Annotated in this window: 21 protein-coding genes, 3 tRNA genes and 2 rRNA genes; 4 read left to right on the forward strand and 22 right to left on the reverse strand. The window is 60.7% G+C overall.

Translation table 11 applies throughout. From position 1 onward, the window contains the following. Positions 1 to 120 precede the first annotated feature (120 nt). The 6 genes from OSW16_RS23480 to rluD form a co-directional block, all read right to left on the reverse strand. Positions 121 to 196, reverse strand: a tRNA-Lys gene (locus OSW16_RS23480). 6 nt (positions 197 to 202) lie between these two features. Beyond that, positions 203 to 279: transfer RNA gene (locus tag OSW16_RS23485), tRNA-Pro, on the reverse strand. A 4-nt stretch (positions 280 to 283) separates the two neighbouring features. Beyond that, positions 284 to 359 (reverse strand) — tRNA-Asn (locus OSW16_RS23490). Between the two features lie 422 nt (positions 360 to 781). Then, positions 782 to 3,346 carry an ATP-dependent chaperone ClpB gene (gene clpB, locus OSW16_RS23495; protein WP_267818899.1) on the reverse strand — a complete coding sequence of 855 codons (2,565 nt, stop codon included), beginning with the start codon at positions 3,344 to 3,346 and terminating at the stop codon, positions 782 to 784. Between the two features lie 157 nt (positions 3,347 to 3,503). After that, positions 3,504 to 4,244, reverse strand: a complete 741-nt coding sequence (pgeF, locus tag OSW16_RS23500) for a peptidoglycan editing factor PgeF (protein ID WP_267818901.1) — start codon at positions 4,242 to 4,244, stop codon at positions 3,504 to 3,506. After that, positions 4,241 to 5,203 carry a 23S rRNA pseudouridine(1911/1915/1917) synthase RluD gene (gene rluD, locus OSW16_RS23505; RefSeq protein ID WP_241807170.1) on the reverse strand — a complete coding sequence of 321 codons (963 nt, stop codon included), beginning with the start codon at positions 5,201 to 5,203 and terminating at the stop codon, positions 4,241 to 4,243. Before rluD ends, pgeF begins: the two co-directional genes overlap by 4 nt. Before the next feature lie 147 nt (positions 5,204 to 5,350). On the opposite strand from rluD, the gene OSW16_RS23510 reads away from it, so the two are divergent. Then, entirely contained in the window at positions 5,351 to 6,370 is a 1,020-nt protein-coding gene (locus OSW16_RS23510) for an outer membrane protein assembly factor BamD (RefSeq protein ID WP_039602970.1), read from the forward strand. Between the two features lie 93 nt (positions 6,371 to 6,463). Continuing rightward, the gene (locus OSW16_RS23515; RefSeq protein ID WP_241807169.1) at positions 6,464 to 6,694 is read left to right on the forward strand and encodes a PP0621 family protein; all 231 of its coding nucleotides are present in this window, start codon (positions 6,464 to 6,466) and stop codon (positions 6,692 to 6,694) included. 99 nt (positions 6,695 to 6,793) lie between these two features. On the opposite strand, the gene thiO is transcribed toward OSW16_RS23515, so the two are convergent. Genes thiO through OSW16_RS23540 form a run of 5 tightly spaced genes read right to left on the reverse strand, consistent with a single transcriptional unit; the run spans position 6,794 to position 9,659 of the window. After that, the gene (thiO, locus tag OSW16_RS23520; protein WP_267818905.1) at positions 6,794 to 7,891 is read right to left on the reverse strand and encodes a glycine oxidase ThiO; all 1,098 of its coding nucleotides are present in this window, start codon (positions 7,889 to 7,891) and stop codon (positions 6,794 to 6,796) included. Between the two features lie 53 nt (positions 7,892 to 7,944). After that, positions 7,945 to 8,334 carry a type IV pilin protein gene (locus tag OSW16_RS23525; RefSeq protein ID WP_267818907.1) on the reverse strand — a complete coding sequence of 130 codons (390 nt, stop codon included), beginning with the start codon at positions 8,332 to 8,334 and terminating at the stop codon, positions 7,945 to 7,947. 1 nt (position 8,335) lies between these two features. Next, positions 8,336 to 8,809 carry a hypothetical protein gene (locus OSW16_RS23530; RefSeq protein ID WP_267818909.1) on the reverse strand — a complete coding sequence of 158 codons (474 nt, stop codon included), beginning with the start codon at positions 8,807 to 8,809 and terminating at the stop codon, positions 8,336 to 8,338. Continuing rightward, positions 8,806 to 9,453 carry a PilW family protein gene (locus OSW16_RS23535; protein ID WP_267818911.1) on the reverse strand — a complete coding sequence of 216 codons (648 nt, stop codon included), beginning with the start codon at positions 9,451 to 9,453 and terminating at the stop codon, positions 8,806 to 8,808. The genes OSW16_RS23530 and OSW16_RS23535 overlap by 4 nt, the downstream gene beginning before the upstream one ends. Then, entirely contained in the window at positions 9,450 to 9,659 is a 210-nt protein-coding gene (locus OSW16_RS23540) for a prepilin-type N-terminal cleavage/methylation domain-containing protein (RefSeq protein ID WP_267818913.1), read from the reverse strand. Before OSW16_RS23540 ends, OSW16_RS23535 begins: the two co-directional genes overlap by 4 nt. Before the next feature lie 109 nt (positions 9,660 to 9,768). Between OSW16_RS23540 and OSW16_RS23545 the strand changes: the two genes are divergently transcribed. Continuing rightward, a complete protein-coding gene (locus OSW16_RS23545; protein ID WP_267824105.1) occupies positions 9,769 to 10,260 on the forward strand; it encodes a GspH/FimT family pseudopilin in 492 nt (163 codons plus the stop codon). Here the strand turns inward: OSW16_RS23545 and ispH are convergent, their stop codons facing one another. From ispH to murJ, 6 genes are all read right to left on the reverse strand, one after another. Beyond that, positions 10,261 to 11,208, reverse strand: coding sequence for a 4-hydroxy-3-methylbut-2-enyl diphosphate reductase (gene ispH, locus OSW16_RS23550; RefSeq protein ID WP_241807162.1), 948 nt, complete (start codon positions 11,206 to 11,208; stop codon positions 10,261 to 10,263). Between the two features lie 14 nt (positions 11,209 to 11,222). Further along, positions 11,223 to 11,660: an FKBP-type peptidyl-prolyl cis-trans isomerase gene (fkpB, locus tag OSW16_RS23555; RefSeq protein WP_103445784.1), complete on the reverse strand. Its 438-nt coding sequence runs from the start codon at positions 11,658 to 11,660 to the stop codon at positions 11,223 to 11,225. After that, on the reverse strand, positions 11,653 to 12,168 hold the full coding sequence (lspA, locus tag OSW16_RS23560; RefSeq protein WP_241807161.1) for a signal peptidase II: 516 nt from the start codon (positions 12,166 to 12,168) through the stop codon (positions 11,653 to 11,655). Before lspA ends, fkpB begins: the two co-directional genes overlap by 8 nt. After that, positions 12,161 to 14,992: an isoleucine--tRNA ligase gene (gene ileS / locus OSW16_RS23565; protein ID WP_267818925.1), complete on the reverse strand. Its 2,832-nt coding sequence runs from the start codon at positions 14,990 to 14,992 to the stop codon at positions 12,161 to 12,163. The genes lspA and ileS overlap by 8 nt, the downstream gene beginning before the upstream one ends. After that, complete coding sequence (gene ribF / locus OSW16_RS23570) at positions 14,989 to 15,939, reverse strand: bifunctional riboflavin kinase/FAD synthetase (protein ID WP_267818927.1); 951 nt, start codon at positions 15,937 to 15,939, stop codon at positions 14,989 to 14,991. The genes ileS and ribF overlap by 4 nt, the downstream gene beginning before the upstream one ends. 118 nt (positions 15,940 to 16,057) lie before the next feature. Beyond that, positions 16,058 to 17,596 carry a murein biosynthesis integral membrane protein MurJ gene (murJ, locus tag OSW16_RS23575; protein ID WP_267818930.1) on the reverse strand — a complete coding sequence of 513 codons (1,539 nt, stop codon included), beginning with the start codon at positions 17,594 to 17,596 and terminating at the stop codon, positions 16,058 to 16,060. Positions 17,597 to 17,846: 250 nt separating this feature from the next. On the opposite strand from murJ, the gene rpsT reads away from it, so the two are divergent. After that, on the forward strand, positions 17,847 to 18,125 hold the full coding sequence (gene rpsT / locus OSW16_RS23580; protein ID WP_003247625.1) for a 30S ribosomal protein S20: 279 nt from the start codon (positions 17,847 to 17,849) through the stop codon (positions 18,123 to 18,125). 393 nt (positions 18,126 to 18,518) lie between these two features. Here the strand turns inward: rpsT and OSW16_RS23585 are convergent, their stop codons facing one another. The 5 genes from OSW16_RS23585 to OSW16_RS23605 form a co-directional block, all read right to left on the reverse strand. Beyond that, complete coding sequence (locus OSW16_RS23585) at positions 18,519 to 20,819, reverse strand: PqiB family protein (RefSeq protein ID WP_267818932.1); 2,301 nt, start codon at positions 20,817 to 20,819, stop codon at positions 18,519 to 18,521. Next, a complete protein-coding gene (locus tag OSW16_RS23590; protein WP_267818934.1) occupies positions 20,812 to 21,435 on the reverse strand; it encodes a paraquat-inducible protein A in 624 nt (207 codons plus the stop codon). Before OSW16_RS23590 ends, OSW16_RS23585 begins: the two co-directional genes overlap by 8 nt. Continuing rightward, entirely contained in the window at positions 21,422 to 22,081 is a 660-nt protein-coding gene (locus OSW16_RS23595; RefSeq protein ID WP_267818936.1) for a paraquat-inducible protein A, read from the reverse strand. The genes OSW16_RS23590 and OSW16_RS23595 overlap by 14 nt, the downstream gene beginning before the upstream one ends. 134 nt (positions 22,082 to 22,215) lie before the next feature. Beyond that, positions 22,216 to 22,331 (reverse strand): 5S ribosomal RNA (rrf, locus tag OSW16_RS23600). 134 nt (positions 22,332 to 22,465) lie between these two features. Next, positions 22,466 to 25,357: ribosomal RNA gene (locus tag OSW16_RS23605) — 23S ribosomal RNA — on the reverse strand. Positions 25,358 to 25,559 lie beyond the last annotated feature (202 nt).

Consider the following 25,559-nt stretch of genomic DNA (forward strand, 5'->3'; position numbering starts at 1 on the left):
TCCAACTTCTTGGGGGCAGTCCAGAATGCGGGAGATTCGCACCAGGCGGTGCATTTTTTTGCGCTGGATAAAACCGAGGCAAAAGAAAAAGGGCATCTCAGTCGAGATGCCCTTTTTACATGGTGGGTCGTGTAGGATTCGAACCTACGACCAATTGGTTAAAAGCCAACTGCTCTACCAACTGAGCTAACGACCCTGAAAATGGTCGGGGTGAGGGGATTCGAACTCCTGACATCCTGCTCCCAAAGCAGGCGCGCTACCGGACTGCGCTACACCCCGAGATTGGCTCCGCGACCTGGACTCGAACCAGGGACCCAATGATTAACAGTCATTTGCTCTACCGACTGAGCTATCGCGGAACTGAACTTCGGTACATCTTTACAGCTTCGAAGTCTGTGTTAGCTTCGATCTCTTTGGCTATCCGCTTTCGCGTTGTCGCTGCTGAGGCCGGCTATTCTACATTCTTCGTTTTGCTTGTCAACCACTTTTTTTCATTCAACTTACTGATTTCTAAGTTGTTTTGCGGTCACCGGTGTTGCTGGTGATTCGCTTAGTGCCTGACAACGCGGCGTATATTAGGGGCACTCTTATTTCTGTGCAAGCACTTTTTTCAAAAATTTCAGCAAGTTATGAAAAAAACTGGCGAGGCCCCGGTTTTGCGGGGTTTGGCCGGGCATCCTGGCCGGCAGGCTGGCTTGCACAGGGCTCCCCGATGGCTGGGCAAAGGCTGCAGCTATAAAAAAGCCCCGCAGGTGCGGGGCTGGTTTTTGCGGCGAAAGGATCAGGCAAAGACGATTTCTTCGCCTTCCACCTTGGCAGTGATCGCCGAACCCGGCATGAATTTGCCGGCCAGGATCATTTGCGCCAGCGGGTTCTCGATCCAGCGCTGGATCGCTCGCTTCAGCGGCCGCGCGCCATACACCGGGTCGTACCCTACCGCGATCAGCTTGTCCAACGCCTCCGGGCTCAGGCTCAGGGCCAGTTCGCGCTCGCTCAGGCGGCTGCGCAGGCGGCCAAGCTGGATCTCGGTGATACCGGCGATCTGCTCGCGGCCCAACGGCTCAAACACCACCACTTCGTCGATCCGGTTGACGAACTCCGGACGGAAGTGCGCACCCACCGCATCCATCACTGCTGCACGCTGCGCTTCGCGGTCACCGGCCAGCTCCTGGATCTGCGCCGAGCCCAGGTTGGAGGTCATCACGATCACCGTGTTGCGGAAGTCCACCGTACGGCCATGGCTGTCGGTCAGGCGGCCATCCTCGAGCACCTGCAGCAGCACGTTGAACACATCCGGGTGAGCCTTCTCCACTTCATCCAGCAGCACCACCGAATAGGGCTTGCGCCGTACCGCTTCGGTCAGGTAACCGCCCTCTTCATAACCTACGTAGCCTGGTGGGGCGCCGATCAGGCGAGCCACGGAATGTTTCTCCATGAACTCGGACATGTCGATCCGCACCATGGCCTCTTCGGTGTCGAAGAGGAATTCGGCCAGGGCCTTGCACAGCTCGGTCTTGCCCACACCGGTCGGGCCGAGGAACATGAACGAACCACTTGGCCGGTTCGGGTCGGAGAGCCCGGCACGCGAGCGGCGCACGGCGTTGGCCACGGCGGTCACCGCCTCGTTCTGGCCGATCACGCGCTGGTGCAGCAGGTCTTCCATTTTCAGCAGTTTTTCACGCTCGCCTTCGAGCATCTTGGCCACCGGGATGCCGGTCCATTTGGACACCACTTCGGCAATTTCTTCCTCGGTCACCTTGTTACGCAGCAGCTGGTTTTCGGTCTTGCCATGCTGGTCGACCATCTGCAGGCTGCGCTCCAGGTCCGGGATCACCCCGTACTGCAGTTCGGCCATGCGGTTCAGGTCGCCTTTGCGACGGGCCGCTTCCAGTTCCTGGCGGGCTTGCTCGATCTTTTGCTGAATCTGCGCCGAGCCCTGCACTTCTGCCTTCTCCGACGCCCAGATTTCTTCCAGGTCGGAATACTCACGCTCCAGGCGCTCGATTTCCTCGGTCAGCTTCTCCAGGCGTTTTTTGGCGGCTTCGTCTTCTTCTTTCTTCAGCGCCTGGGACTCCACCTTCAGCTGGATCAGGCGACGGTCGAGGCGGTCGAGCACTTCCGGCTTGGAGTCGATCTCCATACGGATACGGCTGGCCGCTTCGTCGATCAGGTCGATGGCCTTGTCCGGCAGCTGGCGGTCGATGATGTAGCGGTGGCTGAGCTTGGCCGCAGCAATGATCGCGCCGTCGGTGATGGCCACCTTGTGGTGCACTTCATAGCGCTCTTTGAGGCCACGCAGAATGGCGATGGTGTCTTCCTCGCTCGGTTCTTCCACCAGTACCTTCTGGAAGCGTCGCTCAAGGGCTGCGTCCTTCTCGATGAACTGGCGGTATTCGTTGAGCGTGGTGGCACCAACGCAATGCAGTTCGCCACGCGCCAGCGCCGGCTTGAGCATGTTGCCTGCGTCCATGGCGCCTTCGCCTTTACCGGCGCCGACCATGGTGTGCAGCTCGTCGATGAACAGGATGATCTGGCCTTCCTGCTTGGACAGCTCGTTGAGCAATGACTTGAGGCGCTCCTCGAACTCACCGCGGTACTTGGCACCGGCGATCAGCGCGCCCATGTCCAGCGCCAGCAGGCGTTTGCCCTTCAGGCCGTCGGGCACTTCACCGTTGATGATGCGCTGGGCCAGGCCTTCGGCGATGGCAGTCTTGCCCACGCCGGGCTCGCCGATCAGCACGGGGTTGTTCTTGGTACGGCGCTGCAGCACCTGCACGGTGCGGCGGATCTCGTCGTCACGGCCAATGACCGGGTCCAGCTTGCCCTCCTCGGCACGCTTGGTCAGGTCGACGGTGTACTTGTCCAGCGCCTGGCGCGATTCTTCGGCGTTGGCGTCATTCACCGCCGCGCCGCCGCGCAGGTTGTTGATGGCGTTTTCCAGGGCCTTCTTGCTCACACCCTGGCTGAGCAGCAGCTTGCCGAGCTTGCTGTTCTCATCCATGGCGGCGAGCAGCACCAGCTCGCTGGAAATGAACTGGTCACCCTTCTGCTGGGCCAGGCGGTCGGCCTGGTTGAGCAGGCGCGCCAGGTCCTGCGACATGTTCACATCGCCGGTGGGGTTCTGGATTTTCGGCAGCTGGTCGAGTTCTTTTACCAGTGTCTGGCGAAGGTTGTTGATGTCGAAGCCAACCTGCATCAGCAGTGGCTTGATCGAACCACCTTGCTGCTCGATCAACGCCTGCAACAGGTGCAGGGGCTCGATGGCAGGGTGGTCCATGCCAACGGCCAGGGACTGGGCATCGGATATCGCTAATTGAAGCTTGCTGGTCAAACGGTCTATTCGCATGGGGATACCTTCCTGATAAGGGCAGGTCGGAGCGATGGACAGCGCCTTTGATGAAGAAACCTGCCTGAGATGACCTTATAGATAAGGGTGATTCTGGAAGATTCAAGCGTAGCGGGGTTGACTAAAGTCAGCCTTATGGATTAACGGTGCCAGCCAATCAGTGCGGGGCCAGCCAGACCAGCGAAGCGAATCGCCCGCCCTGCGGGGTACGGCGATAAGAGAAGAACCGTGCATCACTGACGGTGCACAGGCCACCACCATAGACGGCAGTAACGCCGCGCGCCGCCAGGCGAATGCGCGCCAGTGCATAGATGTCGGCCATCAGCTTGCCCGGCCGCTCACCCTCGACAAAAGCCTTGGCAGCCTCTGGGTGCACGGCGGTGAAGGCATCCCGTACCTCCAGGCCCACTTCGAATGCTTGCGGGCCGATGGCAGGCCCCAACCACACCAGCACCTCTTCAGGCGGCAATGCCAGGCGCTCCAGCGTGGCTTCCAGCACGCCACCGGCCAGCCCGCGCCAGCCGGCATGCGCGGCAGCCACACGGGTGCCTGCGCGGTCGCAGAACAGCACGGGCAGGCAGTCGGCGGTCATTACGGTGCAGGCAATGCCTGGCTGGTCGGTCCAGCTGGCGTCGGCTTCGGCGACCACCGAGGGGTCGGCATCCGCCACGGCCAGTCCGTGCACCTGCTTGAGCCAGGCGGGCTGAATGACGAATTCGTCGCTCAGGCGGCGGCGGTTCTCGGCGACCGCAAGGGGGTCGTCGCCCACGTGATCACCGAGGTTGAAAGATGCGTAGGGCGGCAAGCTGACGCCGCCCTGGCGGGTCGTGACACAGGCGCGAACCGTGGCCGGTGCGGGCCAGTCGGGGAACAGCAGCGCCTGCGCCAGGCCACTCATCCGATAAACGCCTCGCGGTCCTGGTTCAGCAGCGACAGCAACCAGACGAAATCATCCGGCAGCTCCGACGCCCACTCCATGCGCTCACCGGTAGTGGGGTGGTCCAGCGCCAGGAAGCGTGCGTGCAGGGCCTGGCGCGGGAAGGTCTTGACCGCCTCGACCATGGTCGGGCTGGCTGCCGGCGGGATGCGGAAGCGGCCGCCGTAGGTCTGGTCACCGACCAGCGGGAAACCAACATGGGCCATGTGCACACGGATCTGGTGAGTACGGCCGGTTTCCAGCTTGACCCGCACGTGGGTGTGCGAACGGAAGCGCTTGAGCACACGGTAGTGGCTGACCGCCGGCTTGCCGCCTTCGGTCACCGCCATGCGCTGGCGTGCGCCACCGTGACGGCCGATCGGGGCGTTGATCTTGCCGCCGGCAGTCACCACGCCGATCACGATGCACTCGTAGATCCGGCTGACCGTACGGCTTTGCAGCTGCTCGACCAGCTTGGTCTGCGCCTGCAAGGTCTTGGCCACGACCATCAGGCCGGTGGTGTCTTTGTCCAGGCGATGGACAATGCCAGCGCGCGGTACGTTGACGATATCCGGCACATGGTGCAGCAAGGCGTTGAGCAATGTGCCACTGGCGTGCCCGGCAGCCGGGTGCACGACCAGCCCGGCCGGCTTGTTGATCACCATGATCTGGTCGTCTTCGTAGACGATGTCCAGCTCGATGTCTTCGGCGATCCACTCGCCCTGGGCCTCTTGCTCGGCCTCAAGTGCAAGCACAGAGCCACCATGGACGGTGTCTCGAGGGCGCACGACGGCGCCATCGACCGTCAGGCGGCCCTCTTTGATCCACGAAGTAAGCCGCGAACGCGAGTACTCGGCGAACAATTGGGCGGCGACCTGGTCGAGGCGTTGACCGCCCAGTTCGGACGGTACCTCTGCGCTAAGTTGAATGATCTCGGACATGCTCGATTCGGCGGGCGCACAGCCTTTGGTTTCGGCTGCGAGCTTGTGGTTAAATACGGCTTCTTTTGTCCCGGGGTTGGCCGGGGCGCTCATCATAACAGGACGGCACCGCCCAAGACAGCGGCCGTCAAAGGGACGCAAGCCGCTATGCAAGTGAAACACCTGCTGCTGATCGCCATCCTCGGGCTTACCGCGGCCTGTTCCTCTAATAAAGAGGTCATTGACGAGAACCTCAGCGAGGCCGAGCTGTATCAGCAGGCCCAGGCTGATCTGGACAACTCCAGCTACAACAGCGCCGTGAACAAGCTCAAGGCCCTGGAATCGCGCTACCCGTTCGGCCGTTACGCCGACCAGGCGCAGCTCGAGCTGATCTACGCCAACTACAAGAACTCAGAGCCCGAGGCTGCCAAGTCGGCTGCCGAGCGCTTCATCCGCCTGCACCCGCAGCACCCGAACGTCGACTACGCCTACTACCTCAAAGGCCTGACCTCGTTCGACCAGGACCGCGGCCTGGTGGCGCGCTTCCTGCCGCTGGACATGACCAAGCGTGACCCGGGTGCCGCCCGCGACTCGTACAACGAGTTCGCCCAGCTGACCAGCCGCTTCCCCAACAGCCGCTACGCCCCGGACGCCAAGCAGCGCATGATCTACCTGCGCAACCTGCTGGCGTCTTATGAAATCCATGTGGCCGACTACTACCTGAGCCGCCAGGCTTACGTGGCAGCCGCCAACCGTGGCCGCTACGTGGTGGAAAACTTCCAGGAAACCCCATCGGTCGGCGACGGCCTGGCCGTGATGGTCGAGGCGTACCAGAAGATGCACCTGGACGAACTGGCCGCCACCAGCCTGGAAACCCTCAAGCTCAACTACCCTGACCACCCGAGCCTGGTCGATGGCGAGTTCCAGCCCAAGCAGACCGAATCTGACGGCCGCGGCTGGCTGTCCAAGGCCACCTTGGGCCTGATCGAGACCGACGCCCCGCTGCCACCAGGTGAAACCCGCGCCAACCAGGACGTGGTCCGCCAGTTCCAGGATGCCCGCTCCGAGATGCCGCAGGACCTGCTGCCCAAAGATGAAAACGGCGACCCGATCCTGCCGGAAGGGCCAAAGGAAGCCGAGAAAGACCGTTCCTGGTTCAGCTACATGACCTTTGGTCTGTTCGACTGATCCAACGGGGTACGAGAAAGGGAGACTGAGGTCTCCCTTTTTTATTGGCCGCGCCCTAGACTATCGCCTCAATCAATAGACAAGCTGGACACCATGGTTCGCCTACTTTTCTGGATCGCCCTGATCGCCGCCGCGTTCTGGCTGTGGCGTAAATTCAAGATCAGCCAGCAGTCGCCGTCCGAGCCGAAACTCGACGACCCGCTGAAGATGGTGCGCTGCGCCCACTGCGGCGTACACCTGCCCAATGACCGGGCGCTGCAGCAAGGCAGCCAGTGGTATTGCAGCCAGGCGCACCTTCAGCAGGGGCCAAGCCAGCAAAACTGAGCCAGTACCGCCCACAGGCACTACGTAACATTCAAAACAGGTGCACAACCTGTGGGGTCGGCTTGCCGGCGATTGGGCCGCCCAGCGGCCCAGGCGATATCAGCCCAGACGCCCGGCCGGGGCATAAGGCGACGGGTCAATGATAGGCTCGCCCCCCGTCAGCAAATCAGTGAACAACTGGCACGATGCCGGCGCCAGCACCAACCCATTGCGGTAATGCCCGCAGTTCAACCACAACCCGTCATGCCCCGGCACCTGGCCGATGTACGGAATACCTTCAGGCGACCCCGGCCGCAGCCCGGCCCAGTGCGCCACCACGGTGGCATCGGCAAGCTCCGGCAACAGTTCCACCGCCGAAGCCTTGAGGCTCGCCAGTGCCTCCTCGGTCGGGGTCTTGTCGTACCCGGCATGCTCCAGCGTGCTGCCCACCAGAATGTGCCCGTCACGGCGCGGGATCGCATAGCGCCCCTTGGCCAGCACCATGCTCGGCAAGAAGTCCGCAGCGCACTTGAACAGGATCATCTGGCCCTTCACCGGCTCCACCGGCAGCTCAAGCCCCAGCGTGCGCAGCAGGTCGCCGCTCCAGGCGCCCGCGCTGAGCACGACATCATCGGCCTGCAGCACGCCGTCTGCCGTCTGCACGCCAGTCACGCGCTCACCGTCGCGAACAAAGCCGGTGATCTGGCAGTGCTCGCGCAAGGTCACGTTGGGCAGTGCCAGCAGCGCCGCCTTCAGCGCCTTGACCAGCCGGGGGTTGCGTACATTGGCCACGCCTGCCATGTAGATGGCGCGCTTGAAGCCTGGGCCCAGTACGGGGACCGCGTCGTAGGCCGCCGAGATATCCACAGGGCTGAGCGGCCGCTGCTCGCGCGCCGCCCAGGCCAGCGCCTCGGCCTCGTCGTCCAGATCGAGCCAGTACAAGCCGGTGGTGTGGACTTGCGGGTCGATACCGGTGCTGGAGAACAGGTGTTCCCCCAGCTGTGGATAAAAGTCCTGCGACCAGTGCGCCAGCGCGGTGACTGCCTGGCTGTAGCGCCAAGGGTAAAGCGGCGAGACGATGCCGCCGCCCGCCCAAGACGATTCACGCCCGACCTCGGCCTGATCACATACCACTACCTGGCCGACCTTCGCAGCCAGGTTGAACGCCGTCAGCAGGCCGATCACCCCGCCGCCGACCACCACTACTTGCTTGTTCATCTGTCGATCCAACACCTGAAGTAAAACCGCGATGCACGGGCATCATTCAATCTTCAGCTTCCCCAGCAGCGCGCAATGGCCACGGTGCCACCCGGATTGCTCTGTACACCGGCCTGGTCGAGCTGAAAATCACCGCAGCGGTCATCGGCCATCAAACCATGCGGCAGCCGCCGTGCACGCAGCGTGAAGGTATCGCTGCCACGTTCGGCATGCAGGCTGTAATGGCGGTTGCCAACGGGCAGTACCGGTTCGCCCTCGGCGTATTGGCCGGTGCGTACGCGGTGGTGTTCCAGGCGCAGGGCAGCGTCATGCAGCAGGCCAACCACTTCGCTGCGTGCGGCTCGCCTGAGCTGGTCGCTGTAACTGGGGTAGGCAATGGCTGCCAGAATGCCGGTGACAGCCACGACAATCAACAGTTCGATCAGGCTCAGGCCTTGCTGCATGTCAGTCTCCCTTCAGTCTCTGCCGCCACAGAATCCGCTGCGGCGCCTGTGTTTGAGCCGCTGGCACGGCATACACCGCCTCCAGCACTTGCCTGGCCGCGAGTTGCCGGCTGACTGCGGTCACTCGGTAAAGCGTGACGGGCTCATCCCCCGGCCGATGCGCGGCCAGGGTTGTCTGGCCAAGGTTCTGCAGTTGGAAGTAACCGCTCTGGCTGGCTTGCCATTGCCCCGGCAAGTCATGCGCGCGCGGGGGTGGCAGGCACGCCTGGCACAACCCAGGGGGCGCGCGCTGCAGTTCGGCCTCTGCGACCAGCAGCGTGGCTTCGGCCTGATCGAGTGCCTGCAAACCCTCGCGCAGGTAGCCGACCATGCGCGCTTCCACCAAGGCATCGCGCAACGCCGAAGCCGTCAGCAGGCCAAGCAAAAGGCTGAACACCAGCGCCAGCAGCAGGACCATGCCACGCTGGCGCTTCATGGCCGGGCAACCGGATTGCGGACCGCCACACTCATGCCGTAACGCTGTTCGATGCCCAGATCAGGATCGAACAATGTCAGTTGCACATCTACCCGCTGCCCCTCGGCGGTTTCGGCAGACTCAATGTGCAGTTCACGCACGTGGTCGACCAATGGCTGAGGGTTGTTGCGCCGCACGAACCTCAGCGTGCCGTCGTAGAGTTGGTAGTGGTGCCGGCTGATAGGAAAGGCCAACGGCAAGCTCGCGCTGTTCGCACGCCCCTTCTGCACCTCGGCGCTCTTGACGCAATCGGTGAGCAAGGTCCAGTCCGGGACCCCGGGGTGCCCTGGCAGTTCTGCCACTACCAGGCTCAGGCTTGCCGGGCCAACCAGCACAGGCCGCGCAAAAGCATCCCGCGCAGATGGGTCCTTGAAGTCCTCAGGCCTCAGGCGCAAACAACCGAACATGCCCGCCATACGGATATCCTGAGCCATGCGCAGCAATGCCAGACGGGCGTCCGCCTGCATGCGCAGCGCCGCAGATTGAAGGCGCCAGCCCTGGTGGGCCGAGATGAAAAGGTGGCTGGCTGCAGTCAGCAGCATCAGGCCGATGGCCAGCGCAAGCAGCGCTTCGACCAGGCCGAAGCCACCTTGCTTACGCCTCATGGCCTCGGCACCGTCAGTGTGCCCGCGGCCCGGCCCCGTTCAAGCAACGTATGCGCGCCCAACGCATCCAGCATGTCGCGGCGCGCGCTGTCAGTGGCCTGCAATGCCTGAAGCTGCAACCCTGCAGCGGCGAACATGCCCAGTGCCACGACCGCTACGGCCAACAGTACCTCCAGAAGCGTCATGCCCCGTTGATTCGTGTGCATCCCTGCACCTCCTGCGATATTTCCCGCAATTGCCTTGCACCTGCTCGACTGGACCTCTTGCCTACCGAGCCTGAAGCTACAGCCAAGCACTTCCAGGGAGGAATGCACGGTGAAGCAACAGGGCGTAACACTGATACAAATGATGTTCGGGCTGGCTATGGCGGCGCTGCTGACCCAGCTTGGCGTGCCGGCCTACGCGAAATTGAGCGATGAGCTGCACAGGGCAGCAGTGGCCCGCAACTTGGCCCAGACGCTGCGTAGCGCACGCGGCCACGCGGCCCTGCAGAGCCAGGCGGTGGTGGTCCAGCCTTTGGATGATGATTGGGGCAAAGGTTGGCGCGTACTGCTGGAGCATAACCAGCAGTTGCTGCGCGAGTACCGACCGGCTCGGCCCCAGCGGGTGAAGGCCAATACTGGGAGCCAGATAAGGTTCAGCGCACTGGGTGTGCCGCTGGGAAAGAACAACAACTTGTCTGGGGGGCGGCTTGAGGTCTGTGAGGGTTCGTCTGCAACCAGCCGGCATCATGTTGTGCTGGCGACCAGCGGTAGGGTCAGCCTGCGCACGGGAGAAGCGGAAGATTCCCTGTGCGCAGGCCGCTGATCAGATCAGTGAACGCACCCGGAGCTCTTTGGGCATGGAGAACGTGATGTTCTCCGGGCGCCCATCGAGCTCTTCGGCGCCCGTGGCACCCCAGGCCTTGAGCTGGTCGATCACGCCCCGCACCAGCACTTCCGGGGCCGAAGCGCCGGCAGTTATACCGATCCGTGCCGCCTGGTCGAACCAGCCGCGTTGCATGTCCTCGGCACCATCGATGAGGTAGGCCGGGGTACCCATGCGCTCGGCCAACTCACGCAGGCGGTTGGAGTTGGAACTGTTGGGGCTGCCCACCACCAGCACCACGTCACACTCACCGGCCAGTTGCTTGACGGCGTCCTGGCGGTTCTGGGTGGCGTAGCAGATGTCGTCCTTGCGCGGGCCGCCGATGTTCGGGAAGCGCGTACGCAGGGCATCGATGACACGGCTGGTATCGTCCATAGACAGCGTGGTCTGGGTGACAAACGCCAGGTTGTCCGGGTCGCGCACTTGCAGTTGGGCCACATCGTCCTCGTCTTCGACCAGGTAGATGGCGCCGCCGTTGCTGGCGTCGTATTGCCCCATGGTGCCTTCGACTTCCGGGTGCCCTTCATGGCCGATCAGGATGCACTCGCGACCGTCACGGCTGTACTTGGCGACCTCGATATGCACCTTGGTCACCAGCGGGCAGGTGGCATCGAACACTTTCAGGCCGCGACCGGCGGCTTCCTGGCGCACGGCCTGGGAAACACCATGGGCACTGAAAATGACGATGACGTCGTCCGGTACCTGATCCAGTTCCTCGACGAAGATGGCGCCACGGCTGCGCAGGTCTTCCACCACGAACTTGTTGTGCACCACTTCATGGCGCACGTAGATCGGTGGGCCGAAGACTTCCAGCGCACGGTTGACGATCTCGATCGCCCGGTCGACCCCTGCGCAGAAACCGCGAGGGTTGGCGAGTTTGATTTGCATGCTCGGCTCCAGGCTTACAGGGCCTTCACCTCGAGGATCTCCACCTCGAAGGTAAGGGTCTTGCCTGCCAGTGGGTGATTGAAGTCGATGGTCACCTGGTTGTCATCGAACGCTTTGACCACACCGGGCAATTCGGTGTTGGCGGCATCGTTGAAAATGATCAGCAGCCCTTCGGACAATTCCATGCCCTCGAACTGGGACCGTGGCATGACCTGTACGTTCTGCGGGTTAGGCTGGCCGAAGGCATTCTCCGGGGCAACCACGACCGTGCGCTTGTCACCGGCCTTGAAGCCGAACAGTGCGGACTCGAAGCCCGGCAGCAGGTTGCCGTCGCCGACCTTGAAGGTGGCTGGGGCCTTGTCGAACGTGCTGTCGACGGTATCGCCGTTTTCCAGGTGCAGCGCGAAGTGCAGGGTAACTTCGGTGTTCTGGCCGATACGGGTGTCAGTCATGGACCGGATCCTCAGACTTCTTGCTCTTGAACATATCCAGCGCCAGCATCACCGCACCAACGGTGATGGCACTGTCGGCCACATTGAAGGCCGGGAAGTGATGAACGTTCTTCCAGTGCACCAGGATGAAATCCACCACATGGCCCAGCACGATGCGGTCGTACAGGTTGCCCAGCGCGCCACCGAGCACCAGTGCCAGCGCCACGGCCAGCCAGGTCTCGTTGCGCCCCAGGCGCTTGAGCCAGACCACCAGCACGGCGCTGACCACCACGGCGATCAGGGCGAACAGCCAGCGCTGCCAGCCAGAGCTGTCGGCCAGGAAGCTGAACGCCGCGCCGGTGTTGTAGGCAAGGGTCCAGCTGAAGTAGTCAGGAATGACCACGATCTGCTGGTACATGCTCAGGGCGTTGTTGAAATACAGCTTGGTGGCCTGGTCAACGACCAGGACCAGCAGGCTGAGCCAGAGCCATGCAAGGCGCCCGAAGCGCCCCACTGCAGGGTTAGGCATAGTGGCGCACCTCACCGGAACCGCTCAGGTTGTCGACGCAACGGCTGCAGATTTCCGGGTGCTCCGGATGGCTGCCGACGTCGGCGCGGAAGTGCCAGCAGCGGCCGCACTTGGTGTGGCCAGACTTGACCACTTTCAGCTTGAGGCCTTCGACTTCGGTGGCCACGGCATCGGCCGGCGCCTGGGCGAACGGCACCACGCTGGCAGCGGAGGTGATGAGAACGAAGCGCAGCTCATCGCCCAGCTTGCCCAGGTCGGCGCTAAGGCCTTCTTCGGCGAACAAGGTGACCTCGGCCTGCAGGTTGCCACCGATGACCTTGGCGGCGCGCTGGTTTTCCAGCTCCTTGTTGACCGCAGCCTTGACCGCCATCACGCGGTCCCAGTAAGCGCGATCCAGCTCGGTGCCTTCGGGCAGCTCGGCCAGGCCCTGGTACCAGCCGTTGAGCATGACCGACTCGTTGCGCTCGCCCGGCAGGTACTGCCAGATTTCATCGGCGGTGAAGGCCAGGATCGGCGCGATCCAGCGCACCAGCGCTTCGCTGATGTGGTACAGCGCGGTCTGGCAGGAGCGACGTGCAACACTGTTGGCGCCGGTGGTGTACTGCCTGTCCTTGATGATGTCGAGGTAGAAGCCGCCCAGCTCCTGCACGCAGAAGTTGTGGATCTTCGAGTAGACATTCCAGAAGCGGTACTCGCTGTAGTGCTCTTCCAGCTCGCGCTGCAGCAGCAGGGTACGGTCCACTGCCCAGCGGTCCAGGGCCAGCATATCTTCCGGGGCCAGCAGATCGCGGGCCGGGTCGAAGCCGGACAGGTTGGAAAGCAGGAAGCGTGCGGTGTTGCGGATACGGCGGTAGGCGTCGGCGCTGCGCTGCAGGATCTGCTCGGAAACGGCCATCTCACCCGAATAGTCGGTAGCCGAGACCCACAGGCGCAGGATGTCGGCACCCAGGGTGTTGTTGACTTTTTCCGGCTCGATGGTGTTGCCCAGCGACTTGGACATCTTGCGACCGCTTTCGTCCACGGTGAAGCCGTGGGTCAGCAGTTCGCGATACGGCGCGTGGTTGTCGATGGCGCAACCGGTCAGCAACGAGGAATGGAACCAGCCACGGTGCTGGTCGGAGCCTTCCAGGTACAGGTCCGCACGCGGGCCGGTGGCGTGGCCGATGTCATGCGAGCCGCGCAATACGTGCCAGTGGGTGGTGCCAGAGTCGAACCACACGTCCAGGGTGTCGGTGATCTTGTCGTACTGGCCGGCTTCATCACCGAGCAGTTCGGCAGCGTCCAGCTTGAACCAGGCCTCGATACCTTCCTGCTCGACACGCTTGGCCACCGCTTCCATCAGTTCGACGGTGCGCGGGTGCAGTTCACCGGTCTGCTTGTGCAGGAAGAACGGGATCGGCACACCCCAGTTGCGCTGACGCGAGATGCACCAGTCCGGGCGGTTGGCGATCATCGAGTGCAGGCGCGCCTGGCCCCAGGCCGGGACGAACTGGGTGTCTTCGATGGCTTTGAGCGCGCGCTCACGCAGCGGCTCGCCGGTGTTGGGCTGCTTGTCCATGCCCACGAACCACTGCGCGGTGGCGCGGTAGATCAGCGGGGTCTTGTGGCGCCAGCAGTGCATGTAGCTGTGGCTGATGGTTTCGGTATGCATCAGCGCACCGACTTCGCTCAGCTTCTCGACGATGGCCGGGTTGGCCTTCCAGATGAACTGGCCGCCAAAGAACTCCAGCGACTCGACGTACACACCGTTGCTCTGCACCGGCGTGAGGATGTCGTCGTTGACCATGCCGTAGCGCTTGCAGGTGACAAAGTCGTCTTCACCGTAGGCTGGCGCGGAGTGGACCACACCGGTACCTGCTCCCAGCTCGACATAGTCGGCCAGGTAGATCGGCGACAGACGGTCGTAGAAGGGGTGGCGGAAGTTGACCAGCTCCAGGGCCGAGCCTTGGGCGGTGGCGATGACCGAGCCTTCCAGGTCGTAGCGCTTGAGGCACGACTCGACCAGCTCTTCGGCCAGCACCAGCAGACGCTCGCCGGTATCGACCAGCGCGTACTTGAACTCCGGGTGGATGTTCAGCGCCTGGTTGGCGGGGATGGTCCACGGGGTGGTGGTCCAGATCACGATGGCAGCGGGCTTGGCCAAGGCCGGCAGGCCGAAGGCGGCAGCCAGTTTGTCGGCGTCGGCGACCGGGAAGGCCACATCGATGGTCTGCGACTTCTTGTCGGCGTATTCGACCTCGGCTTCTGCGAGCGCGGAGCCGCAATCGAAGCACCAGTTCACTGGCTTGAGGCCCTTGAACACGAAGCCCTGCTTGACCATTTCGGCCAAGGCACGGATTTCACCGGCCTCGTTGGCGAAGTTCATGGTCTTGTACGGGTTGTCCCAGTCGCCCAGTACACCCAGGCGGATGAACTCGGTCTTCTGCCCTTCGATCTGTTCGGCAGCGTATTCGCGGCACAGCTCACGGGTGCGGTCGGCGGTCAGGTGCTTGCCGTGGGTGACTTCGACCTTGTGTTCGATCGGCAGGCCGTGGCAGTCCCAACCCGGCACGTAAGGCGCGTCGAAGCCCGAGAGGGTCTTGGAGCGGACGATCATGTCCTTGAGAATCTTGTTCAGCGCATGACCGATGTGAATCTTGCCGTTGGCATAGGGCGGGCCGTCGTGCAGGACGAACTTCGGACGATCCTTGCCAATTTCGCGCAGCTTCTGGTACAGGCCAATGCTGTCCCAGCGCTGCAGGATCTGCGGTTCGCGCTGAGGCAGGCCGGCCTTCATGGGGAAGGCGGTGTCCGGAAGGTTTAGCGTGGCTTTGTAGTCGGTCATTTCAGGCTCTTCGTTAGCGGTTGAGCGTGCCAATGTGCACGTGCGGCGGCGATATCCGCATCGATCGCCGACTTCAGCGCCTCCAGGGAGGCGAATCGCTGCTCTTCACGCAGCTTGTGGTGGAATTCCACCGTCAGGCGCCGGCCATACAGATCGCCGGCATAATCCAGTAGATGAATTTCAAGGTGCGGGCGGCCGTCACCGGCCACGGTGGGGCGCACCCCGATATTGCCAACCCCGGGCCAGGCCTTGCCGTCGATTTCGATGCTGGCCAGGTAGACCCCGGACAACGGCACACGACGCCGCTTGAGCTGGATGTTGGCGGTGGGCGTGCCGAGCTGGCGGGCCAGCTTCTGGCCGTGCAATACGCGCCCGGTAATGCTGTAAGGGCGGCCCAGCAAGTGCTCGGCGAGCTCGAAGTTGCCTTCGGACAACGCCTGGCGCACCTCGGTGCTGCTGACCCGCAAGCCGTCCTGGATCACCGTGTTGGCGGCCTCGACGGTGAAGCCGTACTGCTTGCCGGCTTCGACCAGGAAGGTGAAATCGCCCGCGCGGTCGCAGCCAAAGCGGAAGTCGTCGCCCACTTCTAGGTGGCGCACGCCCAGGCCGTCGACCAGGATCGCCTTGACGAATTCGTCGGCGCTGAGTTGGCTCAGGCGCTGGTTGAACGCCAGGCACAAGACCCTGTCGATACCTTCGCCAGCCAACAGCTCGATTTTGTCGCGCAGGCGCGCCAGGCGAGCCGGCGCGGTGTCCGCAGCGAAGTACTCGCGCGGCTGCGGCTCGAAGATCACCACGCACGTAGGCAGGCCAAGCGCTTGGCCACGCTCGCGCAGACGCGCCAGGATCGCCTGGTGGCCGCGGTGAACCCCGTCGAAGTTGCCAATGGTGGCGACACAGCCCCGGTGCTCGGGGCGCAGGTTGTGAAGACCTCGAACCAGCTGCATAACGCGCTTCTTGCTCATAAAGTGGCCGATTATAACCACACCCGGGCGCTGGTGACAGGCAGCAGCGCCTGGGTGCGGCGTGGAAAACGAAAAACCGACGCCTGACCCGCCTTGTAGCTCAGTGCAGGGCCTTACGGGCGAAATGCCGGGGCCTGAAGCCGCAGAGGTAAAGGCAACCGAAATAGGTCACGATGCCGGCCGTGATCAGTGCCCCAAGGCGGACGAAACGCTCGAACATGTTGCCTTGCTCCCACGCAGGCAGGTAATGCATGCCCACCAGCAGTACGACCACCATCAGCGCCACCGCCAGTACCAGCTTGAGCAGGAACAGCGTCCAGCCCGGCTGCGGCTGGAACAGCTGCTGGCTGCGCAGCTTCCAGAACAGCAGGCCCGCATTCAGGCAGGCGCCCAGGCTGATCGCCAAAGCCAGGCCGGCGTGCTGCAGCGGGCCGACCAGGGCCAGGTTGAACAGCTGGGTGCAGATGAGGGTGAAGATCGCGATCCGCACGGGTGTACGAATATTCTGCTGCGCATAGAAGCCCGGTGCCAGCACCTTGACCAGAATGATCGCCAGCAGGCCTACCGAATAGGCGATCAGTGCCCGTTGGGTCATCGCCGCGTCGTAGGCGCTGAACTTGCCGTACTGGAACAAGGCAACGGTCAGCGGCTCGGCGAGTATCGCCAGGGCCAGCGTGCAGGGGAGCACGAGCAGGAAGCACAGGCGCAGGCCCCAGTCGAGAATCCGCGAATACTCCTCGCGGTCCTTGTTGGCGTAGGTCTTGGCCAGGGTCGGCAGCAAAATGGTGCCAAGGGCCACGCCAAGTACGCCCGAGGGCAGCTCCATGAGGCGGTCGGCGTAGTACATCCAGGACACCGATCCGGCCACCAGGAAAGAGGCGAAGATGGTGTTGATGATCAACGAAATCTGGCTGACCGAAACACCGAGGATGGCCGGCAGCATCTGTTTGAGCACACGCCACACGCCTGTGTCACGCAGGTTCAGGCGCGGCAGCACGAGCATGCCGATTTTCTTGAGTGCCGGCAGCTGGTACAGCAACTGCGCCAGGCCACCGGCCAGCACGCCCCAGGCCAGCGCCATGATGGGCGGGTCGAAATACGGCGTGAGCAGCAGGGCGAAGATGATCATCGCCACGTTGAGCAGGGTCGGCGTGAAGGCCGGGACCGAGAAACGGTTCCAGGTATTGAGGATCGCGCCGACCAGTGACGACAGTGAGATCAGCAATATATAAGGAAAGGTCACCCGCAGCAGGTCGGTGGTCAGCTGGTATTTCTCGGCATTGTCCACAAACCCGGGGGCGGTAGCCCAGACCACCCAGGGTGCCGCTAGCACGCCAATCACCGTCACCAGGGCCAGGACCACCGTCAGCAGGCCGCTGACATAGGCAATGAAAGTGCGCGTCGCCTCCTCGCCCTGCTGGGTCTTGTATTCGGCAAGGATTGGTACGAACGCCTGGGAAAAGGCCCCCTCGGCAAAAATCCGCCGCAGCAGGTTGGGCAGCTTGAAGGCGATGAAAAAGGCGTCGGTAGCGATGCCGGCGCCGAAGACACGGGCCAGGATGGTGTCACGCACGAACCCCAACACCCGGGAAATCATGGTGATGGAGCTGACTGCAGCCAGGGATTTGAGCAGGTTCATCGAAAAGATTCACGCCAAGGGCAGAGGACGCTGCCAGACAGCGTCCGAATGTGCGATACTCCCGCGCCTTCGCAGGGGAGCCAAAAATTCCCGAGTTTACAGGTCGTGCAGCAGAAAGGAATATTTCCCTCCTGTTGGTGCACCGCTCGGCGGAACCCTGCAGGTGGCCTTGACATCCGCTCAACTGATCGGCATGATTCGCGGCCTATTTTGTTTGCTATTTACCTAAAGTCTTTCGAGGAGCTCGACGGTGGCCAACACACCTTCCGCCAAGAAACGTGCAAAACAGGCTGAGAAGCGTCGCAGCCACAACGCCAGCCTGCGTTCCATGGTCCGCACCTACATCAAGAATGTAGTCAAAGCCATCGACGCAAAAGACGCCGAAAAAGCGCAAGCCGCTTACGTTCTGGCTGTACCTGTAATCGACCGTATGGCCGACAAAGGTATCATCCACAAGAACAAAGCTGCTCGCCACAAAGGCCGTCTGAATGGCCACATCAAGGCGCTGAAAGAAGCTGCAGCTGCCTAAGCGACGCTTGTCGAAAAACCGACCCTAGGGTCGGTTTTTTATTGCCTGCGATTTGGTGATGCTTGTGTCGCCTGTTGTGGCCTCATCGCCGGCAAGCCCGGCTCCCACAGGGATTTGCGCCGAGCTTTAGAAATGGGTAAGACCGTTGCTTGCTCAGGTAAAGCCCAGGCCTGAAGAACTGCACGGTCGAGGTGGGAGCCGGCTTGCCGGCGATGGGCTGCGCAGCAGCCCCCATAACGGAGCTGCACGCTGGTCGGGATCAGCGAGCATCTGGGTCCGCTTTGCGGCCCATCGCCGGCAAGCCCGGCTCCCACATGGACTGCGCCGGCTTTTAGAAAGTGGGCAAAACGGTTGCTTTATTCAATCAATGAGGGCCGCAGCGCGGCCCCTTCCCTACTTGGCGATCTGAATCTTCGGGGCCCACTGTAGCCAGGCGTCCTCAGGCTTGTCGAACAAGGCAAAGGTCTGCTGCGGCCGCGCCGGGTTGCCCATCTGCTCGCCATCGGGCGTGGCGAAGGCAATCCCACCGTCGATGAGGGTCTCCAGCGACTCGGTGCGCACCGTGGCGCCTTTGAACAGGCCCCAGTCGAAACCGAAACCGCTGCTATTCCAGAACCGGCTGCCACCGCGCACCAGTGCGGCATAGCGCGGCTCGATCAGGATATGAATGAGCACGCGGTCGGCCGTCTGCCCCAATTCGAAGCCCGTTACCTTACCCACCGCGACCTCGCGGTAGGTCACCGGCACGCCCGGCTTGATCGACCCCCTGCGCGGTGCGCTGAGCGTCAAAGGCAGGCCGACTTCCACCCCGGTGACCTCAGGCGCGTCAGCCAAGGCGATGAAATCACGCTGCGGACCTTTGTCCTTTACCGCCGGCTGCACTTCCAGGTACTGCCCGCCAATCAGGGTATCGAGGTTTTCGGTACGCACCAGGCCAAGGGCCGGCTTGACCACCCAGAACTGCGTGCCAGCACGGGCGATGCGGTCTGCCGCTTCGGTGATACGTGCGCGCAGCAACACAGCCTGCAGGTCCTTGGTCAGGTCGACACTCTCGATACTGCCAACATCCAGGCCACGGAAACGGATGGGCGTGCCCGGTTTGAGGCCGTCAGCACGGTCTACACGGATGGTAATCAGGGTGCCGGCACGGTTTACCGCCTCCTGGCTCTCATGCAGGCGGAACCTTGGAATATGACGTTTGAGCGGTACGTTCGGCGTTGGTGTGTCAAAGGCGATACCACCAGCCATCAGGGTCTGCAGCGACTCACTCTTTATCTTGATGCCCGACAGGCCACCAGTGAGGGTGATGCCACTGACGTTCCAGAAGCGAGAAGAGCCATTGACCAGGTTCTCGTACTCTTTTTCGATGTGCACTCCGATCAGGATGCGGCTGCTGTTGCGGGCAAACTGGTAGCTCTGCACGCTACCCACCTTGACCTGGCGATACATCACCGGGCTGCCGACCTCCAGCGAGCCCAGCGTATCGGCGAACAGCACCATGTGCAGCCCAGGCGCCTTGAGGTCCAGCGGCGGTGCCTTGGCCCTTGCTTCGAACTCGCGCTGCGGGGCGGCCCCCTTTTCACCGGGGCGGATGGCAATGTAGTTACCCTTCACCAAGGCCTCCAGGCCTGTGATACCCGCCAGGGAAATGGAAGGCTTGACCACCCAGAACTGCGTGCCATCGACGAGATAGTCTTCGGTCAGGGGGTCCAGGGTCAGTTCAGCCATTGCGCTGCCGAGGTTGTCCTCCATCTTCAGGGCCTTCAGCGAACCGACTTGAATGCCTTTGTACATGACCGGGGTGCGCCCCGCCTGCAGGCCCTCATAGTCGCTCAGCTTGACCTTCACACGGATACCCGCCTGGGCGGCATCGAAGTCTTCGTACAAGCGGAACGGCAGGCTCGGGTCGGTTGGCGGGCTATCCTTGCGGTGCTCCGGCGTAGCGAAGGCGATGCCACCCGCAACGATGCTGGAGAGGGACTCGCTGCGTACCTTTACCCCCGACAGCCCGGCATCGATGCTGATGCCGCTGGCATTCCAGAAGCGCGTATGTTTGCGCACCAGGCTGGCATAAGCCGGCTCGATGAACACTTTGACCTCGACCGTGCTCTGGTCCTCTGACAGGCGATAGCTCTTTACCCGGCCAACCTGGATCTGCTTGTAGAATATAGGGCTGTCGCGGTTGAGCGAGCCCAGGCGGTCTGCTTTGAGCGTGAGGTGCAGGCCCGGTTCGCTGTCCGAAAGCGGTGGCGCCACCTTCAATGCCTTGAAGCGCTTGGTTCGCTCACCTTCACCCGGGCTGACGGCAATGTAATTGCCTGACACCAAGGTCTCCAGACCCGAGATACCCGCCAGCGTGACACTGGGCTTGACCAGCCAGAAGCGTGTGCCCTTGGTCAGGTGAGGCTCTGCATCTTTGTTCATCTCGATGGTGGCGATGACACCTTGGTTTTCACCCTCGGCATCGAGCACCAGGCTTTTGACCTTGCCCACAGGCATGCCTTTGTAGATGACTTCGGTTTTGTTGGCGACGATACCCTCACCGCTCTCGAAACGAACTTCGATCTCTACACCCGCATCACGGTAGGCCTGCCAGGCCAGCCACCCTCCAATCATCAAAGCGATCAGCGGCAGAATCCAGATGGCCGACCAGTTGGAGGCGGGCCGGGTTTTAGCCGTTGGCATGTCACTCATGGTCGTCATCCGACTCCGTGTTATCCCAAATCAGTCGGGGATCGAAAGTTAAAGCAGCGAGCATCGTGAGAATCACCACAGTAGCGAAGGCGACAGCGCCCAAGTTGGCTTCGACACTGGCAATACGGCCGAAATTCACCACCGCCACCAAGATGGCGATGACGAAGATGTCCAGCATCGACCAGCGTCCTATGAACTCGATGAACCGATACATCAAAATGCGTTGCCGCGCTGACAACGGCTGGCGGCGCTGCACCGAATACAACAACAAACCGATACCCACCAGTTTGAAAGTGGGCACCAGAATACTGGCAATGAACACTACTGCGGCAATGGGCACCATGCCATGCTTGAGCAGCGTAATGACGCCGGACATGATCGTGTCCGGGCTGCCCTGCCCCAATGTACTGACAGTCATGATCGGCAGCACGTTGGCAGGTATGTAGAGGATCGAGGCAGCGATGAGCAGCGCCCAGGTACGGACGATACTGTTGGGCCGACGCGCATGCACAATCGCGCCGCAGCGCGTGCAGGCCTGCGACTTGCTCTCGGGATCCTGTCGATTCAGTTCATGACACTCATTGCAGACCACAATGCCCGCATCAATCGCCCGCATGCAGATCCTCCCCCGACAGCGCACTCCAGATCTGGTGTGGAGACATCACCACTTCAAGCCAAACCTGGATCAGCAACAGGCTGATGAAGCAAAACAACCCTAGCCCTATGGTCAGCTCGGCAAGGTCGACCAGTTTCACGATGGCGACCAGCACGCCCATGAAGTAGACCTCAAGCATGCCCCAGTCTCGCAAATGATGATAAATGCGATAAATCAGCAGCCCATAGCTACGCCCAACGTTCAGGCGGATGCTCAGTAGCACCAAGAGCTGGCACATCAGTTTGAGAAATGGAACCGCCATGCTGCACAGGAACACCACGACAGCGACACCGCGCATTTCGGAGTTGTACAAGCCCAGCACGCCACTCCACACCGTGTCGTCTGACGTCTGGCCAAGCAGGTGCAACTGCATGATCGGCAGGAAGTTGGCAGGCACGAACAGCAACAGCGCGGTCAGCGCCAGTGCCAGGCTGCGGTTGACTACGTTGTGCCGGTGAGCGTACAGCTCATAACCACAGCGGGGGCACTGGGCCTTCTCATTGTGTTGCAGTTGGGGCTTGCGCATCAGCAGGTCGCATTCATGGCACGCGACCAACTCGTCCAGCGGCAACTGCTCTAGCGCTTGAGTTTCGACTGGGTTGGGCATCTCGAGGTTCTGAATAGATACGTGGGCTCTATTCTAGTGATACAGCTCGAAATGTGGGAGCCGACTTTCGAGCAACAGAGCCGGAAAGACAAAACCCCTACCTGCTCGCGCAGATAGGGGTTTTGCGAAATGAATCTTGACGATGACCTACTCTCACATGGGGAAACCCCACACTACCATCGGCGATGCATCGTTTCACTACTGAGTTCGGGATGGGATCAGGTGGTTCCAATGCTCTATGGTCGTCAAGAAATTCTGTAGCCAGAATGTCCAGATGGACAGCCCAGCGAATCCGGATATGCGATATTTGTGGTTCGTTGCGAACTTTCGGTTCGTATCATCTTCACCACCACAATCTGCAGCAGCAAATTGCTTGGGTGTTATATGGTCAAGCCTCACGGGCAATTAGTATTGGTTAGCTCAACGCCTCACAGCGCTTACACACCCAACCTATCAACGTCGTAGTCTTCGACGGCCCTTTAGGGGATTCAAGATCCCAGTGAGATCTCATCTTGAGGCAAGTTTCCCGCTTAGATGCTTTCAGCGGTTATCTCTTCCGAACATAGCTACCCGGCAATGCCACTGGCGTGACAACCGGAACACCAGAGGTTCGTCCACTCCGGTCCTCTCGTACTAGGAGCAGCCCCTCTCAAATCTCAAACGTCCACGGCAGATAGGGACCGAACTGTCTCACGACGTTCTAAACCCAGCTCGCGTACCACTTTAAATGGCGAACAGCCATACCCTTGGGACCGGCTTCAGCCCCAGGATGTGATGAGCCGACATCGAGGTGCCAAACACCGCCGTCGATATGAACTCTTGGGCGGTATCAGCCTGTTATCCCCGGAGTACCTTTTATCCGTTGAGCGATGGCCCTTCCATACAGAACCACCGGATCACTAAGACCTACTTTCGTACCTGCTCGACGTGTTTGTCTCGCAGTCAAGCGCGCTTTTGCCTTTATACTCTACGACCGATTTCCGACCGGTCTGAGCGCACCTTCGTACTCCTCCGTTACTCTTTGGGAGGAGACCGCCCCAGTCAAACTACCCACCATACACTGTCCTCGATCCGGATAACGGACCTGAGTTAGAACCTCAAAGTTGCCAGGGTGGTATTTCAAGGATGGCTCCATGAGAACTGGCGTCCCCACTTCAAAGCCTCCCACCTATCCTACACAAGCAAATTCAAAGTCCAGTGCAAAGCTATAGTAAAGGTTCACGGGGTCTTTCCGTCTAGCCGCGGATACACTGCATCTTCACAGCGATTTCAATTTCACTGAGTCTCGGGTGGAGACAGCGCCGCCATCGTTACGCCATTCGTGCAGGTCGGAACTTACCCGACAAGGAATTTCGCTACCTTAGGACCGTTATAGTTACGGCCGCCGTTTACCGGGGCTTCGATCAAGAGCTTCGCTTGCGCTAACCCCATCAATTAACCTTCCGGCACCGGGCAGGCGTCACACCCTATACGTCCACTTTCGTGTTTGCAGAGTGCTGTGTTTTTAATAAACAGTCGCAGCGGCCTGGTATCTTCGACCGGCATGAGCTTACGGAGCAAGTCCTTCACCCTCACCGGCGCACCTTCTCCCGAAGTTACGGTGCCATTTTGCCTAGTTCCTTCACCCGAGTTCTCTCAAGCGCCTTGGTATTCTCTACCTAACCACCTGTGTCGGTTTGGGGTACGGTTCCCAGTTATCTGAAGCTTAGGAGCTTTTCTTGGAAGCATGGCATCAACCACTTCGTCGCCTAAAGGCAACTCGTCATCAGCTCTCGGCCTTGAGATCCCGGATTTGCCTAAGATCTCGGCCTACCACCTTAAACTTGGACAACCAACGCCAAGCTGGCCTAGCCTTCTCCGTCCCTCCATCGCAATAACTGGAAGTACAGGAATATTAACCTGTTTTCCATCGACTACGCTTTTCAGCCTCGCCTTAGGGACCGACTAACCCTGCGTCGATTAACGTTGCGCAGGAAACCTTGGTCTTTCGGCGTGCGAGTTTTTCACTCGCATTGTCGTTACTCATGTCAGCATTCGCACTTCTGATACCTCCAGCAAGCTTCTCAACTCACCTTCACAGGCTTACAGAACGCTCCTCTACCGCATCACCAGAGGTGATACCCGTAGCTTCGGTGCATGGTTTGAGCCCCGTTACATCTTCCGCGCAGGCCGACTCGACTAGTGAGCTATTACGCTTTCTTTAAAGGGTGGCTGCTTCTAAGCCAACCTCCTAGCTGTCTAAGCCTTCCCACATCGTTTCCCACTTAACCATGACTTTGGGACCTTAGCTGACGGTCTGGGTTGTTTCCCTTTTCACGACGGACGTTAGCACCCGCCGTGTGTCTCCCATGCTCGGCACTTGTAGGTATTCGGAGTTTGCATCGGTTTGGTAAGTCGGGATGACCCCCTAGCCGAAACAGTGCTCTACCCCCTACAGTGATACATGAGGCGCTACCTAAATAGCTTTCGAGGAGAACCAGCTATCTCCGAGCTTGATTAGCCTTTCACTCCGATCCACAGGTCATCCGCTAACTTTTCAACGGTAGTCGGTTCGGTCCTCCAGTCAGTGTTACCTAACCTTCAACCTGCCCATGGATAGATCGCCCGGTTTCGGGTCTATACCCAGCGACTAAACGCCCTATTAAGACTCGCTTTCGCTACGCCTCCCCTATTCGGTTAAGCTCGCCACTGAATATAAGTCGCTGACCCATTATACAAAAGGTACGCAGTCACCTAACAAAGTAGGCTCCCACTGCTTGTACGCATACGGTTTCAGGTTCTATTTCACTCCCCTCTCCGGGGTTCTTTTCGCCTTTCCCTCACGGTACTGGTTCACTATCGGTCAGTCAGTAGTATTTAGCCTTGGAGGATGGTCCCCCCATGTTCAGACAAAGTTTCTCGTGCTCCGTCCTACTCGATTTCATTGATAAGAGATTTTCGTGTACGGGGCTATCACCCACTATGGCCGCACTTTCCAGAGCGTTCCACTAATCTCAAATCAACTTAAGGGCTGGTCCCCGTTCGCTCGCCACTACTAAGGGAATCTCGGTTGATTTCTTTTCCTCAGGGTACTTAGATGTTTCAGTTCCCCTGGTTCGCCTCTTGCACCTATGTATTCAGTACAAGATACTCAGCTTGTGCTGAGTGGGTTCCCCCATTCAGAGATCTCTGGATCACAGTCTGTTTGCCGACTCCCCAAAGCTTATCGCAGGCTACCACGTCTTTCATCGCCTCTGACTGCCAAGGCATCCACCGTATGCGCTTCTTCACTTGACCATATAACCCCAAGCAATCTGGTTATACTGTGAAGACGACATTCGCCGAAAATTCGCATGTTGCTCTTTCGAGCAGAACTCACAAATTTTACCTTAGCCTGATCCACCAGCAGTGAAACTGGTGTTCAGTCTATTTCTATCACATATCCGAATTTTTAAAGAACGATCTGACAAAAGTCAGAAATCAACATTCATCACCGAAT

Origin of the sequence: Pseudomonas putida (assembly GCF_026625125.1) — a bacterium.
In the GTDB taxonomy this organism is placed as follows: Bacteria; Pseudomonadota; Gammaproteobacteria; order Pseudomonadales; family Pseudomonadaceae; genus Aquipseudomonas; species Aquipseudomonas putida_X.